This window comes from Methylomonas lenta, assembly GCF_001644015.1.
GTDB lineage: Bacteria > Pseudomonadota > Gammaproteobacteria > Methylococcales > Methylomonadaceae > Methylomonas > Methylomonas lenta.
Map to the genome: position 1 here is coordinate 1 of NZ_LUUI01000078.1, position 17,084 is coordinate 17,084.

The window sequence follows — 17,084 nt, forward strand, 5'->3', positions numbered from 1 at the left end:
GATTTATCCGCACAGTGCGAATGAATTCGCACCTGCTGACGAGCTTGTTTCATACGCATTCCTAAATCTACGGATCATTATGTCGCAAATAGCTGAAATGAACACAATAGAGCAGGCGGAAATAAAGCCGCGGAGCGAAATAGTCCAGTATTTGAGTTTTACTTTAGGCCAGGAAGACTATGGGGTGGATGTTCTCCGGGTGCAAGAAATTCGTAGCTGGGAGCCTGTATCGCGCATTCCAAATGTACCGGCGCACGAAATAGGCGTCGTTAACTTGCGTGGCGACATAGTACCGATTATCGATTTGCGTGAGCGATTTCAACTGGGAGCCACTCTTTACACACCTTTTACCGTCGTAGTGGTTTTGCAGGTACACATCGCTGAAAAAATGAGAGTGATGGGGCTGGTGGTAGATACGGTTTCAGATGTGATTGACGTGGATAAAGCATTAATACAAAGCGCCCCCAATTTTGGCGCCAAAGTCAGCACAGAATTTATTAATGGCTTGGTATCGGTCAATCAGCGCATGGTCATGCTGTTGGATGTAGATAAATTATTAAAATTAGATGACGTGGATAGCCTAAAGGGCATAGATGATGATAATGAAGCTTGAAAACACTGAATGCCATGCCTGGGCTTTAACGGAGATTTTACAATGAAAATCAATCAGCCTGTGACAGATCGCGAAGTCATGATGAAGCCGGGCACCCTATTGGTGACGCGGACAAACTTAAAAGGCATTATTACCTTTGCCAATGATGCGTTCATTGAGATAAGTGGCTTCGCTAAAGATGAATTGATTGGCTCCAATCATAATATGGTACGTCATCCTGATATGCCGCCTGAAGTCTTTGAAGATTTATGGCTAAGCCTGAAAGCGGGCAAACCCTGGACCGGTCAAATCAAAAATCGGACTAAATCGGGGGATTATTACTGGGTAGAAGCCAATGTGACGCCGGTATATAAAAATGCCCAGTTGCATGAGTACCTGTCTGTGCGCTATGCGCCCACTCGAGAGCAAGTCGCTGAGGCCGAAGCACATTATGAAATGATCAATGCCAAAAAAGCCACTATGAAAGCGAGTGGTTTTACTGTAGCAGTCAAAAAAATAATGGATATGGGGCTTTGGCAGAAAGCCATGGTGGTGTATGCCTTATTTTTACTGCCGTTGCTGGCGTCTTTATATTCACATTATTTACAGCAACAATGGCTAGCGTTGGCTGTCTGTTCGGCATTGGTTTTACTGGGCTCATTGTTGGGATATCTCCTGATGCGAAGCATTGTGCATAACCTGGAAACATCATTAAAAATTTGCTACCGAATGGCCAACGATCAGTTTAGAAACAAAATTGACCTGGAGCGTGGTGGAATTGTTGGAGATTTCAACAGAGCTTTGTATGGCATGCAAGTGAAGCTGAAAGCTGATTTGGCTTATGCCAAGCAAGTGGCGGCCGAGACTACTCGCATCAAACAAGCGCTGGATAATGTGCAATCCTGTGTGATGGTGGCGAATAATGAGCTCAACATTATTTATTTGAATAAGGCTGTGGTGGAGATGTTTGAAAATGCCGAGGCGGATATTCGTACCCAGTTACCCAATTTTGCTGCGAATTCATTATTGGGCGCCAATATTGATCAATTTCATAGAAATCCGGCGCATCAACGCAGTTTATTGGCAGATTTAAATAGTACGCTCAAATCGGAGTTAATCATTGGTGGTCGGCATATGAATTTGGTTGCCAATCCGGTTAGGAATGATGACGGAGAGCGTATAGGCGTGGTGGTGGAATGTTTGGATAGAACCAATGAGGTGACAGTTGAGCAGGAAATTCAGGAAATCGTTAATAGCGTCAAAATAGGTCAACTGGATAAGCGATTATCGCTGGCTGATAAATATGGATTTTTTGCTAAGTTGAGCGAAGGTATTAATGAATTGACGGATGTCATAGAACGAGTGATCAAAGACATTGGCAGTAGTATGGAAAGTATTTCTGACGGTGATTTGACCAATCGCATTACCAGTGATTACCAGGGAGTTTATTTAACTTGCAAACAGGATGTTAATGCCAGTATTGATCGGTTAAGTGAGATTTTTACCCAAGTCAACGCGTCTGCAAGGTTTATTAATAATTCCTCACAAGAAATTGCCAGTGGTAACAACAATTTATCTCAACGCGCTGAGCAGCAGGCAGCGAATCTAGAGCAAACCGCAGCCAGCATGGAGCAGTTAACCTACACGGTGAAAATCAATTCTGAAAATGCCCAGAAAGCTAATTTGGTTGCTAGCAATGCTCGTGAGTTGGCGGAAAACGGCGGTGATGTGGTGACTGCGGCAGTCGCCGCCATGCAGGAAATCAACCAAAGCAGTAACAGAATCGCTGATATCATTGGTGTGATTGATGAAATTGCCTTCCAAACCAATTTACTGGCTTTAAATGCTTCAGTTGAAGCGGCCCGGGCCGGTGAACAAGGGCGTGGATTTTCTGTAGTGGCAACCGAAGTTAGGAATCTGGCGCAGCGTAGTGCTACTGCAGCGCGTGAAAGTAAAGAACTTATCCAGAATAGCGTACAAAAAGTTCGAGCTGGTAGTGAGTTCGTCAATCAAACCGGCACAGCGCTGCATGAAATTGTCACGAGCGTAAAAAAAGTAGGTGATATTGTTGCAGCCATTGCTGGTGCCAGTATCGAGCAATCAGCGGGTATTGCTCAAGTCAATCAGGCCGTTGGGCAAATGGATGAAATTACCCAACAAAATGCAGCGCTAGCGGAACAAGCTTCCGCTGCTAGCATCTCCATGAGTGAACTTTCCACTAACATGGTTGAGTTAATGTCGTTCTTTAAACTTGGCAATGAGGCATCTAATATTGTTATTGAAAGCAATCGGCCTGCACTAGAAACAGGCAAAAATTCACCAGCTGCAGGGCTTGCGACTTATAAAAGTACGTCTAGTGATGAGGAGTGGCTGGATTTTTAATTTATTCCTGGCAATTGCTTTAACGCCTGCTTTTTACCTGATCTTTTGGAAACACAGCTATGACAGCTCTTATAAAGTCTGAGCATGCACTAGAACAATTTCTGACTTTTGAATTGGCAGGTGAAACCTATGGTATTGAAATTTTAAAAGTTCAAGAAATCAGAGTGTGGGAAACGGTCAGAAAAATCCCTAATACGCCCGGTTATGTCAAAGGGGCGTTGAACCTGCGCGGCTCGATTGTGCCTATTATAGATTTGTGCGAACGGTTTAACCTAACGCAAACAGAATACACACCCGTTACTGTGGTGATTGTGGTGTCCGTTCAGACCGAAAAAGCGGCTAGCCTGATGGGTATTGTGGCCGATGCGGTTTTGGATGTGTTAGAGATTAATTTAAAAGATATTAAAGATAGTCCCAATCTGGGACCTAAAATAAATACCCGCTATATGCGCGGCCTGTATGTGGGCAAGAAAAATATGGTGATGTTGTTGGATGTAGATAAATTGCTCGATCCAGAAGAGTTTGTGGACGTGCTTACGTTTTCGGATGTCTCTGAGGCTAAATGAAAGCCAGGATTATTGCGGTTATTAACCAAAAAGGCGGCGTAGGCAAAACCACTACTTCGGTCAATCTTACCCATGCTTTAGCTAGAATGGGCAACAAAATAACCGTGATCGATTTTGATCCGCAAAGTCATTTGGCGGTAGCTTTGGGGGTGGTGGGCAAGCAGCAATCAGGCATTGATGAGGTAATGTTGGGACAGAGCCTTTTGCAGCAACAGATGCTGCCAGTGCGGGATAATCTTAATTTGGTTGTGGCAGGACCACGCTTACAGACGTTGGAACAGCTCAATGAATCAGGTGCGCATCGTGGTGATTTGTTGCAAAAAGCCTTGGCCCAAAACCTGGAAAATCAGGATTTTATTTTCATCGATTGTCCGCCTTCTTCCGGTGTTCTGGTGGCAAACGCCTTGTTTGCAGCCGATGAATTGCTGGTCCCCATGACGAGTGATTATCTCGCGCTGCAAGGCTTGTCTCACCTGATGGGCACCATTAAGAAATACGAAATGGCGCTGAATAAAAAATACCGTTTACGGTTGGTGATGTCGCGCTATATTCCCTCGCGGCGGATTTCCAAACAGGTTTTGCAAACCATGAATAAGTATTTTCCGGGGCAGGTTTTGGCGACACCGATTCGGGAAACAGCGGCCTTGGCGGAATGTCCCAGTTTTGGCAAAACTATTTTTGAATATCGCCCTGGTTGGCGTTCAGCAAAAGACTTTGAATTATTGGCTATCGATTTTTTAGCAGGGAGAGTTATGTAGTGTCCAAGAAAGATGAAAATAGCATGATTGGATATGATCCACTGGCTTGGCTGCATGAGACGGAAGTTGAAAAACAGACATTTGAGCAGCAGGTTAATACTGCGGATGCATGGGTGGAATTAGATGATGAGCCCGACATTGAAACCGGGGAAAACGGTTGGGTAGAAACCGAAAATTCAGATTCCGATGGATGGGTTTTGAATACGGAGCCGTCGGCTGAGATTGGCGGCGAAAATAAGCCTGCGACAGCACAAACTCAGTCTATTGTGTTAAATTCAGTGCAAAATATTCAAATAGTTAGCCAGTTACATGCCCAATTATTAATGGCACTGGCCAGCGGCAACAAAATCGATATTGATGCCTCAGCGGTAACCCAGATCGATACGGCTACTTTACAACTATTAGTGGTATTGAAGCAGACAGCGGCTAGTCAGAAAATAGAAGTCTCAATTGATTTTCCTTCAGAAAGTTTTATAAAGTCAGCAAAATTGTTGGGCTTGTCCGAAGTACTGAATGTTGAGCAGCATACTTGTGGGCTGTTTTAATTTGATCTGCAGGTAATTGGTAGTGGCGGATAACATGCGCGAGTTTGAATACACCTGGGATGATTTTAATTATTTAAGAAAGCTGTCTAATGCGCACTCTGGAATTATGGTGCCGGATGATAAGTTTGATATGTTCTATTCCAGATTAACCAAACGTTTGCGTATATTGGGGTTTTCTCGCGTCTATCAGTATTGCCAGTTTTTACAGGCGCATCCAGAGTTGGAATTTACCGAATTCATGAATGCGGTAACAACGAATCTGACTTCTTTTTTTAGAGAAACTCATCACTTTGATTATCTTGTACAAACCTTGCTGCCAGATTTAAAGCAGAATAATCCGACGCAAAAACAGATTAAAGCTTGGTCTGCCGGCTGTTCTACTGGCGAAGAACCTTACTCGTTAGCTATGATTTTATTAGAAAATATGCCGACAGACTGGAATATCAAAATTCTGGCAACAGATCTGGATACGCATGTGTTGTCGACGGCGGCAGAGGGTATTTATCCAATAGATCAAGCGAGTAGCATGGGGGAACAGCGATTGCATCGCTGGTTTCAAAAAGGCACGGGTGCAAATAGCCATAAAGTCAGAACCAAAGCCGAATTACGTCAAATCATTCAGTTTAAGCAATTGAATCTGATGCAGGAATGGCCAATGAAAGGCGGGTTTGATTTTATTTTTTGTCGGAATGTGTTGATTTATTTTGATAGGGATACCAAGAGCATATTGGTCAATCGTTATGCCAGTTTATTACGGGAGGGTGGGCATTTGTTTATTGGACATGCTGAATCTCTGCATCTGTTGGAGTCGCCCTTCAGTTTGGTAGGCAACACCATTTATAAAAAACCCGCCCATGATTAAAACAGGGTTAGTGGGGCAAGCCCCTTTTCCTGGTTTTGATCATATCAATCGCTATTGGGATCAGGAACATCAAACAGTCGCAGCAAAATTACTGCCGGGAGATTTTTACGTTACTACAGGTGATGAAATGATCACCACAGTATTGGGGTCTTGTGTCTCAGCTTGTATTTGCGATGTAGTTTGTGGCATTGGTGGCATGAATCATTTTATGTTACCGGAAACATCGAAATCGAGTCTGAATGGAACAGCTGAGTCGATTGTAGGGACTGCCTTACGTTATGGTAATTATGCTATGGAGCACTTGATCAATACCATTTTGCAACATGGTGGTAAGCGCAAAAATCTGCAAGTGAAGTTGTTTGGAGGCGGTAAAATTATCGCTACACTGGGTGATATCGGTTCTAGAAATGTTAGCTTTGCCCTGGATTATATCGATACTGAAGCCTTGAGATTGGTGTCACATGATTTAGGCGATATTTACCCGCGCAAAGTTAATTTCTTTCCACAAACCGGGCGTGTGCGAATGAAAAAAATCAGAGATTTGCATAACGAGACCCTTTTATTACGGGAAAAACAATATAGTTTGCAAATTAAAGATATGCCAGTAGAAAGCAAAATTGAGCTGTTTTAAGGATTTTTTCGGGATACATGGACATGATAAAACTGCTGATAATAGATGACTCTGCTTTGATACGACAAATGCTGACGCAGATGTTTAGTCAAGTCGAAGATATCGAAGTTGTCGGCACTGCCAGCGATCCACTGATTGCTAGGGACAAAATTAAAATACTTAATCCAGATGTGCTGACACTGGATGTGGAAATGCCGCGTATGGATGGTGTAACCTTTTTACGCAACCTGATGCGACTGCGGCCTATGCCGGTGGTTATGGTTTCATCATTAACGCATCAAGGTGTAGAAGTGACTCTGCAGGCGCTGGCATTAGGTGCAGTGGATTTTGTCGGCAAACCTAAAGCGGATGAACCTTGTGTGCTAAGTGACTATGCTGATGAGATTATTAATAAAGTACGTATGGCGGCCAAAGTTAAAGTACAAGCATTGGAAGTCAGCAAACCCACGCAAACACCTGTCATGACCGGTACGCAAACTAATTTCAAAGCCACGCATAAAATTGTCGCTTTAGGTTCGTCTACGGGTGGGACTGAGGCCCTGAAACAACTGGTAAAACATTTGCCGGCCAATGCGCCTGCTATTTTGGTGGCTCAACATTTGCCGGTAGCGTTTAGCGCTTCGTTTGCCAAACATGTCGACGAAGCTGGAAAAATGCGTGCTTGTGTTGCCATTGATGGACAATTGATTTTACCGGGTCATATTTACATAGCGCCCGGCGATAAACATATGCGGGTAGTCCGTGATGGCTTTGCTTACGTTTGTGGTCTGGATAACGGTCCGCTTGTAAATCGCCACAAGCCATCAGTGGAGGTTTTATTTCAATCAGTAGCTGAAAATGTTGGTAAAAACGCTATTGGCGTTATGTTGACAGGTATGGGCGTGGATGGTGCCCAGGCCATGTTGAAAATGCGTGATGCGGGTGCGGTTAATATCGTGCAGGATGAAGACTCCAGTATTGTGTGGGGTATGCCTGGAGAAGCCTACAAATTAGGTGCTGCACAGTATGTGCTACCTCTGCAAAAAATTGCGGCGCAAATTATGGCTTTAGCATAGGGCGTGAAGTTAATGTGTTATGTTGACAGGAAAATGTCTGCTCGAACGCATAGCCTTTGAATTTTCGTGAGCAATCGATACTCAATATTTAATCTGCCTTGGAGGTGTTTAAATGTCATTTAATACAGCCGATTTTTGTGATCGATTTTCCGATCAGGATAACTTTCAGGTTGCTGAACCCATGTTGCTACATTTTGGAGGTAAACGTCAGTTTTGCGGCTATTTGACTACGCTAAAAGTGTTTGAAGATAATTCTTCGGTACGTACCGCTTTGGAAGAGCCAGGCAAAGATCGCGTACTGGTGATTGATGGTGGCGGCTCTAAACGTTGTGCTTTGTTGGGAGATACGCTTGCTGGACTGGCAACAGAAAATGGCTGGCAAGGCATTATCGTTTATGGCTGTATCCGCGGTTCTGAGCAGATCAAACAATTACCCATCGGCGTGATGGCATTAAATACCCATCCATTACGCAGCCGCAAACATGGACAGGGTCATCGTGATGTGATGATCACCTTTGCCGGTGTTAATTTCAAAAAAGAACACTATTTATATGCCGATAGTGACGGAATTGTCGTCACGGAGACAAAATTGGATTAAAATCCAATTGTCTTAACCAAGTAAAATACTCAAGAATATGCAAATCGTACTCGCAAACCCACGTGGATTCTGTGCCGGTGTTGACCGGGCTATTGAAATTGTCGATCAAGCCATCGATACCTTTGGTGCGCCCATTTATGTGCGCCATGAAGTGGTGCATAACCGCACAGTGGTAGATGGGCTGAAGGAAAAAGGTGCGATTTTTATTGAAGACTTGAGTGATGTGCCGGTCGGCTCCTACTTGATCTTCAGTGCTCATGGCGTATCTAAGCAAGTGCAAAAAGAAGCCGAAGAACGAAAACTGACAGTATTCGATGCCACTTGCCCTTTGGTCACCAAAGTTCATATGCAGGTGGCCAAGCACGCTAAACAGGATAGAGAGGTCATCTTGATCGGTCATGCGGGTCACCCCGAAGTCGAAGGTACTATGGGGCAATATGATAAATGCACTGAGCATGGCAATATTTATCTGGTAGAAACGCCGGATGACGTTAAAAATCTTAAAGTCAATAATCCGGATAATCTGGCTTATGTGACGCAGACCACCTTATCGATGACTGATACCAAAGTCATGGTCGATGCTTTGCGCGAACGGTTTTCTTCAATCAAAGAGCAGAAAAAAGACGACATTTGTTATGCCACGCAAAATCGTCAGGATGCAGTGCATGATTTAGCCGAAATTTCCGACTTGATCTTAGTGGTGGGCTCGCCCAATAGCTCCAACTCGAATCGTTTGCGTGAAATCGCTGAACAGCTTGGCAAGTCAGCGCATTTGATTGATACCTATCAGGATCTGAAACAAGAATGGCTGGACGGTATTAATGTGGTAGGTGTGACTGCTGGCGCTTCCGCACCGGAAGTATTGGTGCAAGAAGTAATCAATCAATTAAAAAATTGGGGCGGTGAAGCCACATCAGTCAGGGAAAATAAAGGTATTGAAGAAAAGGTGGTATTTTCCATCCCTAAGGAATTAAAAAAACATATGGAAGTTTGATTGATTCAAATTCACTTAAAAACAAAGCAAACGGAGTTTATATGGCATTAACAGCATTGGACATGGTTGCAGCGGCTAAGCAACAGATTAAGGAAATTGATGCCGCAACTGCGCAAAGCCAGTTGGGAAGCAGTTTGATTCTTGATGTAAGAGAGCCTGCCGAATTTGCGGCTGCACATTTGCCAGGAGCAGTTAATATCCCGCGCGGTGTGCTAGAGTTTAAAATTGATAGCCACCCGGATTTTCAGGGCAAACAGCAAACAGCTATTTTAGTTTATTGCCAAACCGGCGGTCGATCAGCCCTGGCTACGCATGCATTGAATCAACTTGGTTATGCGCAGGCTGTTAGCATGGCCGGTGGTTTTAAAGTCTGGGCGGAGAGTGGTTTGCCGCTTGGCTGAACTCAACGAAATTCGTATCGATAAATGGCTGTGGGCTGCACGGTTTTTTAAAACCCGCAGCTTGGCGGCTGATGCTGTCAATGGCGGTAAAGTGCATGTTAATGGTCAGCGCTGTAAACCGGGTAAAGACATTAAAATTGGCGATCTGATCACCGTCAGCATCAATCAGTATCGCTGGGAAATAGTTGTTAATGATTTAAATAAACAACGTCGACCCGCCAAAGAAGCGGCTTTGCTTTACCAGGAAGATGAAGTCAGTTCTGTCAAGCGACAGCAACAAATAGAGCTGTTTAAGCAGCAACAGGCCTTGCAACATCCTTCCGAACGCGAAATTAAGCCCAACAAGAAACAACGACGACAGATTCATCGCTTTAAACAGGATGCTAGCTAGGGTATTCATGCAAAAATATTAGCTTGAATACCCGCTTCAATTTATCATTCCCGTTATGCTTCGCATTGGATGATCTTAACGCTTGTGGCGAAGCATACGTCACACTTTAAGGATACCTAATGTCGATACGCTCTACCTTACTAATTTCTATGGCTTTGCTTGGCAGTGGGATATTGTCAGGCTGCGCAACAAGTCGCCAAATTGCGGTTGATTATCCCAAAACGGAAACTTCAGAATTACCACCGTTAAAAGGTCAAACGACAGTGACTGCTGATGATTACTACGTGCAGATCGTTTCGGAGTTTGAGTTTAAAGGTGATAACGCTTTGAAGGGCGGCTGTAGCGATGTCGGGGCTGCCTATGAAACCGGTGATATGTCCGCCGCTCTGTTGTTTAATATTCATAATGAACCACTGAAATTCAAGCGCGAAGCCAGTGGCTTTTTGTATCAAGCGACCACTGGCAAATGCAATTTTAAGCTGGAAACCAAGAAAGCCTATTTAACCCCATGGTTAAGACTGGATTCGGCAAAAGATACCCTGATTGAATATAGTTTTTTGACCAGTAATAGCCACGAGTCCAATCTGTCGGAAGTGGTGAGTGATATCAATGCTGCCAGTAATTTAATGGCTTTGACTGGTGTAGGAACCGGCATTGCCGTGATGGGAAAGCTAGCGGGAAGTTGGGTGGAAGCCACTGCGGCGCAACCAGCGGTCAATAAACCCAAGCCTGCGGCAAAATACAGTTCCGAAACCCACAACTTGTCAGCTAGCGTTGTGTTGAATAATGGTGGCGGCAGTCTGAGCCAAAGTCGTCTCGCTGTCTATGAAGTGGTAGAGGCTGGCATGAAAGTCTGGGCTTCAGAAACCAAATTATTAGGCGAAATGCGGGTGTACCCAGAACTGAAATCGTCCTTGTTGCTTAAAGCCTCTGTCGAAGGTGTTCCGGATGCGCATGATTTGTCGCTGGAAGAGCTCTTGCGATTACCCATGCAAACACCGGCTGGAGAGATACCTTTAAAGCAAATGATAGAGCAAGCCAGTCAAGCTGAAAAAACCAATTTAAACCCCTATGACGATATGCAGAATCAATGTCGTCGTTTGAAGTTGGTGATGAAGGATTTGGGTTTCAATAAATTCGACCGCAATGCGGTGTTGTTTTATTTCCTATCTAAATCAACTGATTGGAATAACTTTAACATTACGTCGGAAAAAGCCATGGCGGATGCCATTCGTCCGCGAGTGCTGGAACAATATCGTAGTAAAGACTTTTCCGCCTGCCTGGCTAGTGAAGATTATTCTGTAATGAAAAGTATGCAATTATCTGTCAACACCCCGCAGGATTGGGATAATCTGACAAATAACAGGCAAAAAAAAGAAGAGGTTATTAGTTCAGTGCAATCCGCCGGACGGCAGCTGCTGTCTGCTTTAAATCATTTGGACAAGGATGAAATGGCGCGGCAACTGTATCCTTTGCTACTGAATGAAAAAAGTGGAAACGGTTCGGTATTGCTACAAAACCATTTAGGTAATTTTGGTTTAGAAAATATGCTGCAAATGCCAACCATCGCTGATGAAGGGGTTGTCATCACTGCCGCGCAATTAGCTAACGTAATGATAGGATTGGATGTTCAAGCTTATAGTTGCGCACGACCAGCACAGAATCAAGCGCAACCGTTACCAAATATCGGTATTTTGTTATTTGCGACCCAACCGGGGAGTCCGCGAGAAAAGGGCGGTGCATTGGAGTTTGAATTAACGCAGGGGAAAATAAGTCGACTGGCTTTTCAAAATCCGACATTTCGTGATTTTGAACAAAATATTACCGATTATCCCGACTTGGGAGGCTGTCGAATCGAGGCCGATTTTTTAAATAAACTGCATTAAGGTCAGTTGATAATGCTGAAGAAAATACTGATTACCCTGACAATCCTGCTGACTTTAGTCGGCTTGTACGCAGCGGCCGGTTTTTATCTGTTACCGAAGCTGGCGCGCGACAAGTTGCCTGAACTAGTAACTGAACTTACGGGGCAATCAGTGCAGTTACAAGATGCTCAATTCAATCCTTTTGAATTCACAGTGAATTTGCAAGGCTTCAATTTATCAACAAAAGATGACAAACCATTGTTGAGCTTTACTGAGTTGGCAATTGATGTGGCGGTTATCGAATCGATAAAGCAAAGCACGTTGATTTTGACTTCGGCGGTCTTACAGAAACCCATCATTGACATGGAAAGACATGCGGATGGTCGATTTAACTTTAGCGATGCAGTCGACAAAATTTCCCAGCCTGGAGAGGAAGCCAGTACTGACAGTGATTCCAGCGTCCCACCAATATTGATTCATCACATTGACCTGGTTGATGGACAAATAAGCTGGCTCGACATGCAGCTCGGTCAAAATGCTAAGGAGACTTTGAGTCCGGTGAACTTCTCCATTGCCGAATTCACCACTAAGCCGGACGCAAAACCAACATTTGGGTTAGGTTTTAAGCTGGAATCAGGCGGTGAACTGGACTGGCAAGGCGATATCAATCTGACAGATTTAAGTTCCAAAGGCCAGATCAAAATTGATAAGCTGAAATTAAACAAAGTCTGGCTGATGTTCTTGCAGGACAGTATGTCGCAAGAAATTGCCAACGGACTGTTGACCTTACAAGCTGACTATACGTTTAGCTCAAATGACCAGGCAGGGCTGATCATTCAGGTAAATAAAGCTAGCGTAGATGTGGCGCAGCTGCAGCTCAGCGACAAAGCAAAAGCGAGTCATCTGGCCGATTTGTCTGTTGAACAGTTGTCAATACAAGCTGATGTTTCTTATAGCTCAGACGATAAGTCAGGGATGGCGCTGCGGCTGAATAAGGCTGTCGTGGATGTAAAAAAACTGAGGTTGAGCGACAACGCTAACTCGAGTCATATGACCGATTTGTCTGTTGGGCAATTGTTGCTACATGCTGATGTTTCTTACAGCTCAGATGAAAAGTCGGGGCCGGCGCTGCAGGTGAATAAGGGTGTTGTGGATGTAAAGCAGCTGCTGTTTAGCGAAAATGGAAAAGCAGAACAGTTGATTGATATACCGATGCTAGCCGTGCAAGGTGTGAATTTTGATTTGCAAAAGCAGACGCTCAATATGGCTGCTCTGTCCAGCGGTGATGCCAAAATTAAAGCCTGGTTGCAGGCTGATGGTCAGGTCAATTATCAGACTTTGTTTGCATCCGACACCAATGCGGCGGATCAAGCGCCCGCTGCTGCCGAACAAGCAGGCAAGCCTTGGCAGATTGCCTTGGATGAACTCGTGCTAACTAATTATCAGATCGAGTTCACCGATAATACCCAGAAAAAGCCCGTCACCATGCAATTGAGTGAACTCGATGCAAAAGTTAAAGATTACAAAAATGTCGATGGCTTGCGTTTACCAGTGCAATTTAGTACACGTTTTAATAAAACAGGTAGTTTAAAACTTGATGGAAATCTGGTGCTGGCGCCGTTTTCTGCTGATTTGGCGCTGAATTTAGAGGAAATTCAGTTAAAGACTTTTCAATCCTATGTTGACCCTTTTCTAAAATTGGACCTGGTTGATGGCGATGTAAATTCCCAAGGTCATCTACAACTCAGTGTGGTTGATGAGTTGCAAGTTGGATATCAAGGTGATGTCAACATTGCAAATTTGATTACCCGGGATAAGGCTAAAAATGAAGACTTTTTAAAATGGCGTAACCTGGAGCTGAAGCTGTTGGTGCTTGATCTACAGAAGCAGGATTTCAAGCTTGGTAAGGTGATTTTTTATGAACCTTATTTCAAGTTCATGATTAAAAAAGATGGTACCAACAATGTCAGTGACATTATCGTAGTCCAGCCTCAATCCAAATCTACAGTCAAACCAGCGGCTAAAAAGACTAAAAAGACTCCAGAGCCCATGATTACTATCGGTAAAATTGAAATGAAAAAAGGCCAATCGGATTTTGCCGATTATTCTTTGATTTTGCCCTTTGTTGCCAAAATGAATGCCCTGGATGGCGAAGTGGATGGTTTTATCTCTAATGCCAACGCAACAACCAAGCTGAGATTGCAAGGCAAAGTTTATGATCTGGCACCGGTAAAGATTGCAGGTAATTATCATTTTAAAACAGGCGATTCCGATATTACGCTGAATTTCAGCAACATGCCGCTGCCATTAATTACACCTTATATGGCTGATTTTGCCGGCTACACCATCGAAAAAGGCCAAATGTCGCTTGATTTGAAATACAGTATCAAAAAGGGTCAATTGTTAGCAGAAAACAAAGTTTTTATTGATCAGCTGGTATTGGGTGAAAAAGTTGAAAATCCAAAAGCAGTGTCTATGCCTTTGGAGTTGGGTATATCCTTGTTAAAGGATGCCGACGGTAAAATCAATCTGAATTTTCCTATCAGCGGTAGCCTGGAAGATCCTGAATTCAGTGTCGGTTCGTTGGTAGCGGATGTGTTTGTCAATTTGATTTCCAAAGCCGCTACAGCGCCTTTCAAGGCTATTGGCTCATTGTTTGATAGTGATGCCGATATGAGTGAAATTACTTTTGCTGCTGGCAGTAGCGATTTGAGTGCCGAAGAGCAAGCCAAGTTGGGTCAAATTGCAAAAGCCTTGGCAACCAAGCCCGAATTGGTATTGGAAGTAAAAGGAATTGCCTACGAAATCCAGGATTGGCCGGCGATGCGGTTTGATGCGGTCATAGATATTTTGAAAAAAATGAAATCTGGCGAGATGCGTGATAGAGGCGATAAAGTTCGTTATGAATATATCGAACTATCGGACGATGAATATACGCGTTTGCTAGAGAAGTTCTACACCGAAGTGTTTCCACAGAAAATCGATCACTCGTTATTTGGGAGGCCATTCATTAAATCCAATCCGGATGGCGACTTTTATAGTTTGGCCATAACAGAACTGGAAGGCATCATGAAACCAGACCCGCAGCGTCTGAATGATCTTGCTGTCAGTCGGGCTAATCAGATTGCAAAATACCTGACCGAAAAAGTAGGCGTGGATAGAGGTCGGATCTACATTATGGCAACCCAGTTAAACAGCAAAGACCCTCAGGGTGTTATTCGAGCCTTATTGTCACTGAATGTGGCGTCGTGACCGATAGAGCAGGCTTTGTACTATAATTGCGATTCTTATTTTAATCCCACTGCTCTGCAGTGGGTATACGTGGAGATAAAATGAAAGCCCGATTAATCGCTATCTTGCCGGTTTTACTACTTACTTCTCTATTAGGCTTCAGCACTCGTTCATTTGCCGTGGAAGAGATGACCTCCTGTACCATGACTTATAAATTGACTGGTTGGTCTTTTGTTTACAAGCAATACGATGGTGTAGGACATATCAGTTGCAGAAATGGTCAGAAGGCAAAGGTTGGGCTTTCGTCCAAAAGCGTAGGTTTTACGCTCGGTAAATCGGAGATCGAAGGAACGGGCGTATTTTCTGATGTACGTAACTTAAATGAAATCTATGGAAATTATATGGCATTGGAAGGGCATGCAGGCTTAACCGGGTCTGTGGATGGTCAAGTGTTGACTTCGGGGGAAATTTCATTGGTTCTGTCTGGAAAAGGCCGTGGCGTGGATATTGGGGTTACGCTGGGAGCGCTAACAATATCACCTCGATAATCAGTATGCTGGGTTAAAGTTACCTGCTTACTAAATCCCTCTTTTTGACAGTTTGTGAAAAACTCTTTTTATCTGGTCATCCCTGAACAAAAAAATGATCCACAATTGATTGCAACTTTCGCCGAACCGGCGTTACGGCAATGGATGGCGGAGTTGCCTACGGCTAATCCGGGTTTGGCAACGCGCTTGTTTCAGGATTTAATCAATGACCTGATTTCATTGGAAATGACTACTGCTAATCGTCTGAATGCGCTTGAGTTGCTCAGACCGCAGTTTTTAATGATCGAAGATTATCTTCGCTCGCGTTTGATTAAATTCGGTTTTCCTAAAGGTGAGATTGAGAAAAAGATCTTTTCATTGGTGGTGATGGTGGAAAAACAGTTCACCATTGGTTATTGGAGCGTGGCTCGTGACCTCACTCGGCGAGAAATCGGTTGGTTGCAGGGTAAAAATACTGCTTTGGCCATACAGCGGACGATTAAAGGTCTCAGCAACATTATTATCACTCATTACATGATGAGCTATCCGGTACCGGATTGGATATGGTTTGATCTGCATTCACTTTATAAACTGGCAGCCAAGTTGGGTAAGGAACATAGTCGGGTCAGCGATCAGACGGGTATGTTCAGCAAGTCCAGCGGCGTGGAAGATAGTTATAAACAAATTCTGTTGCTTAGCTTGGCTTATCCGTTTAGTTTGATGCAAAAAGAATATCAGCTGGTTTATCAATTTATAGAAAAAATTAGTGATTTAGTTTCGATAGAGAATAAGCCTGTAGCAGACCAAGTTTCACAATGCGTAATTCTGATGGATGAGGATTTGCCGCCCTGTTTTATCGGGGATGTTAGTGAAGAAAAAGACAGTAGGGCGGAGTCTGCGAAGTTGTATCTAAATTTGATTAAGCTGCAAAAAATTACCAAACAGATCGATAAATTCTGCAGCAAGGATGAGGCACGTTTTAGTGCATTGGATACGCGTAAAGGTGATAATCAAAAATTATCCCCCGAGTTATATGAATACCTAATGCAGCGATGGTTAGGCAAGGAGCCGCAAGGCACGGCTTTTTTTACCGATAGATTAAGCCGCTATCTTGCTATTGGGCTGGATGCCACACATGAATTACAAGATACTGGGCATACTTCCTCAAATGAGCTTGAAGTATTAACAGAAACGCATTCGGATAGGTCTTTGTTTTGCACTTTTGAAAAAGAAGGCGTGTTGTCAATTGGTAGTCTGGTTAGCTTTAGAAAAACCGATGCCTTGCCACATCAGCGATGCTTGGGTGTAGTCTGTAAAATTCAGCTACCCAAGCAAGACAACAAGCTGATTTTCGAAGTCAGTATTGTTGCGGCGCAATCGTTCTCAGTGACTTATCAAGAGCCGGGTGCCGCAATTGACTCTGAACCACGTAAAGCTCTGTTGTATGGGGTTAAACAGGGCGAAGAGGAAAGAAGTTATATCATCCTCGAATCTTTCATGATAAAAGATGGAGATGTGTTGCGAATGACTATGGGGCGTGAAAATTTTCCCATTATCCTGATAGGACGTAAAAATATCGGTTTGGGATATTGGCAGTTTGAATGTCGCCGCATCATGGAAACCCCTGCTCAGCAACAGAGCACAAAAAAGGGTTATGATTTTATTTAACTTCGCAGCTGTTTTACA

The 17,084-nt window shown here is 43.8% G+C and carries 16 protein-coding genes; all 16 read left to right on the forward strand.

All coding sequences use genetic code 11. The features are described from left to right. Positions 1-79: 79 nt before the first annotated feature. The 16 genes from A1359_RS05535 to A1359_RS05610 all read left to right on the forward strand — a co-directional run bounded on the left by A1359_RS05535 (position 80) and on the right by A1359_RS05610 (position 17,066). Positions 80-613: a chemotaxis protein CheW gene (locus tag A1359_RS05535; RefSeq protein WP_066979313.1), complete on the forward strand. Its 534-nt coding sequence runs from the start codon at positions 80-82 to the stop codon at positions 611-613. A gap of 42 nt (positions 614-655) precedes the next feature. After that, complete coding sequence (locus A1359_RS05540; protein WP_066979228.1) at positions 656-2,974, forward strand: methyl-accepting chemotaxis protein; 2,319 nt, start codon at positions 656-658, stop codon at positions 2,972-2,974. A 59-nt stretch (positions 2,975-3,033) separates the two neighbouring features. Next, positions 3,034-3,540, forward strand: a complete 507-nt coding sequence (locus A1359_RS05545; RefSeq protein ID WP_066979231.1) for a chemotaxis protein CheW — start codon at positions 3,034-3,036, stop codon at positions 3,538-3,540. Then, complete coding sequence (locus A1359_RS05550) at positions 3,537-4,298, forward strand: ParA family protein (protein ID WP_066979234.1); 762 nt, start codon at positions 3,537-3,539, stop codon at positions 4,296-4,298. Before A1359_RS05545 ends, A1359_RS05550 begins: the two co-directional genes overlap by 4 nt. Next, a complete protein-coding gene (locus A1359_RS05555; protein ID WP_066979237.1) occupies positions 4,298-4,843 on the forward strand; it encodes an STAS domain-containing protein in 546 nt (181 codons plus the stop codon). The genes A1359_RS05550 and A1359_RS05555 overlap by 1 nt, the downstream gene beginning before the upstream one ends. A 34-nt stretch (positions 4,844-4,877) precedes the next feature. Further along, complete coding sequence (locus A1359_RS05560) at positions 4,878-5,705, forward strand: CheR family methyltransferase (RefSeq protein WP_198159279.1); 828 nt, start codon at positions 4,878-4,880, stop codon at positions 5,703-5,705. Next, positions 5,698-6,336 carry a chemoreceptor glutamine deamidase CheD gene (gene cheD, locus A1359_RS05565; RefSeq protein ID WP_066979242.1) on the forward strand — a complete coding sequence of 213 codons (639 nt, stop codon included), beginning with the start codon at positions 5,698-5,700 and terminating at the stop codon, positions 6,334-6,336. The genes A1359_RS05560 and cheD overlap by 8 nt, the downstream gene beginning before the upstream one ends. A 23-nt stretch (positions 6,337-6,359) precedes the next feature. Further along, positions 6,360-7,391, forward strand: a complete 1,032-nt coding sequence (locus A1359_RS05570; protein ID WP_332310067.1) for a protein-glutamate methylesterase/protein-glutamine glutaminase — start codon at positions 6,360-6,362, stop codon at positions 7,389-7,391. A 112-nt stretch (positions 7,392-7,503) separates the two neighbouring features. Then, entirely contained in the window at positions 7,504-7,989 is a 486-nt protein-coding gene (rraA, locus tag A1359_RS05575) for a ribonuclease E activity regulator RraA (RefSeq protein WP_066979248.1), read from the forward strand. A 37-nt stretch (positions 7,990-8,026) separates the two neighbouring features. After that, positions 8,027-8,983 (forward strand): 4-hydroxy-3-methylbut-2-enyl diphosphate reductase, encoded by a 957-nt coding sequence (gene ispH / locus A1359_RS05580; protein ID WP_066979250.1) that lies wholly within the window; start codon positions 8,027-8,029, stop codon positions 8,981-8,983. A 41-nt stretch (positions 8,984-9,024) separates the two neighbouring features. Beyond that, positions 9,025-9,384: a rhodanese-like domain-containing protein gene (locus tag A1359_RS05585; protein WP_066979253.1), complete on the forward strand. Its 360-nt coding sequence runs from the start codon at positions 9,025-9,027 to the stop codon at positions 9,382-9,384. Continuing rightward, positions 9,377-9,775, forward strand: coding sequence for an RNA-binding S4 domain-containing protein (locus A1359_RS05590; RefSeq protein ID WP_066979256.1), 399 nt, complete (start codon positions 9,377-9,379; stop codon positions 9,773-9,775). Before A1359_RS05585 ends, A1359_RS05590 begins: the two co-directional genes overlap by 8 nt. Positions 9,776-9,894: 119 nt before the next feature. Then, a complete protein-coding gene (locus A1359_RS05595) occupies positions 9,895-11,661 on the forward strand; it encodes a hypothetical protein (RefSeq protein ID WP_066979260.1) in 1,767 nt (588 codons plus the stop codon). A 12-nt stretch (positions 11,662-11,673) separates the two neighbouring features. Beyond that, a complete protein-coding gene (locus A1359_RS05600) occupies positions 11,674-14,892 on the forward strand; it encodes a DUF748 domain-containing protein (protein ID WP_066979263.1) in 3,219 nt (1,072 codons plus the stop codon). Positions 14,893-14,972: 80 nt separating this feature from the next. Then, entirely contained in the window at positions 14,973-15,419 is a 447-nt protein-coding gene (locus tag A1359_RS05605; RefSeq protein WP_083960510.1) for a DUF1134 domain-containing protein, read from the forward strand. A 54-nt stretch (positions 15,420-15,473) separates the two neighbouring features. Next, positions 15,474-17,066, forward strand: a complete 1,593-nt coding sequence (locus tag A1359_RS05610; RefSeq protein ID WP_066979265.1) for a hypothetical protein — start codon at positions 15,474-15,476, stop codon at positions 17,064-17,066. The last annotated feature ends 18 nt before the right edge of the window (positions 17,067-17,084 follow it).

Bases quoted from the DNA above. Each gene is read 5' to 3' on its own strand.
- A1359_RS05540 (WP_066979228.1), top strand. From the start codon at position 656: ATGAAAATCAATCAGCCTGTGACAGATCGCGAAGTCATGATGAAGCCG.
- rraA (WP_066979248.1), top strand. From the start codon at position 7,504: ATGTCATTTAATACAGCCGATTTTTGTGATCGATTTTCCGATCAGGAT.
- A1359_RS05535 (WP_066979313.1), top strand. From the start codon at position 80: ATGTCGCAAATAGCTGAAATGAACACAATAGAGCAGGCGGAAATAAAG.
- A1359_RS05570 (WP_332310067.1), top strand. From the start codon at position 6,360: ATGATAAAACTGCTGATAATAGATGACTCTGCTTTGATACGACAAATG.
- ispH (WP_066979250.1), top strand. From the start codon at position 8,027: ATGCAAATCGTACTCGCAAACCCACGTGGATTCTGTGCCGGTGTTGAC.
- A1359_RS05595 (WP_066979260.1), top strand. From the start codon at position 9,895: ATGTCGATACGCTCTACCTTACTAATTTCTATGGCTTTGCTTGGCAGT.
- cheD (WP_066979242.1), top strand. From the start codon at position 5,698: ATGATTAAAACAGGGTTAGTGGGGCAAGCCCCTTTTCCTGGTTTTGAT.
- A1359_RS05585 (WP_066979253.1), top strand. From the start codon at position 9,025: ATGGCATTAACAGCATTGGACATGGTTGCAGCGGCTAAGCAACAGATT.
- A1359_RS05560 (WP_198159279.1), top strand. From the start codon at position 4,878: ATGCGCGAGTTTGAATACACCTGGGATGATTTTAATTATTTAAGAAAG.
- A1359_RS05545 (WP_066979231.1), top strand. From the start codon at position 3,034: ATGACAGCTCTTATAAAGTCTGAGCATGCACTAGAACAATTTCTGACT.
- A1359_RS05605 (WP_083960510.1), top strand. From the start codon at position 14,973: ATGAAAGCCCGATTAATCGCTATCTTGCCGGTTTTACTACTTACTTCT.
- A1359_RS05550 (WP_066979234.1), top strand. From the start codon at position 3,537: ATGAAAGCCAGGATTATTGCGGTTATTAACCAAAAAGGCGGCGTAGGC.
- A1359_RS05600 (WP_066979263.1), top strand. From the start codon at position 11,674: ATGCTGAAGAAAATACTGATTACCCTGACAATCCTGCTGACTTTAGTC.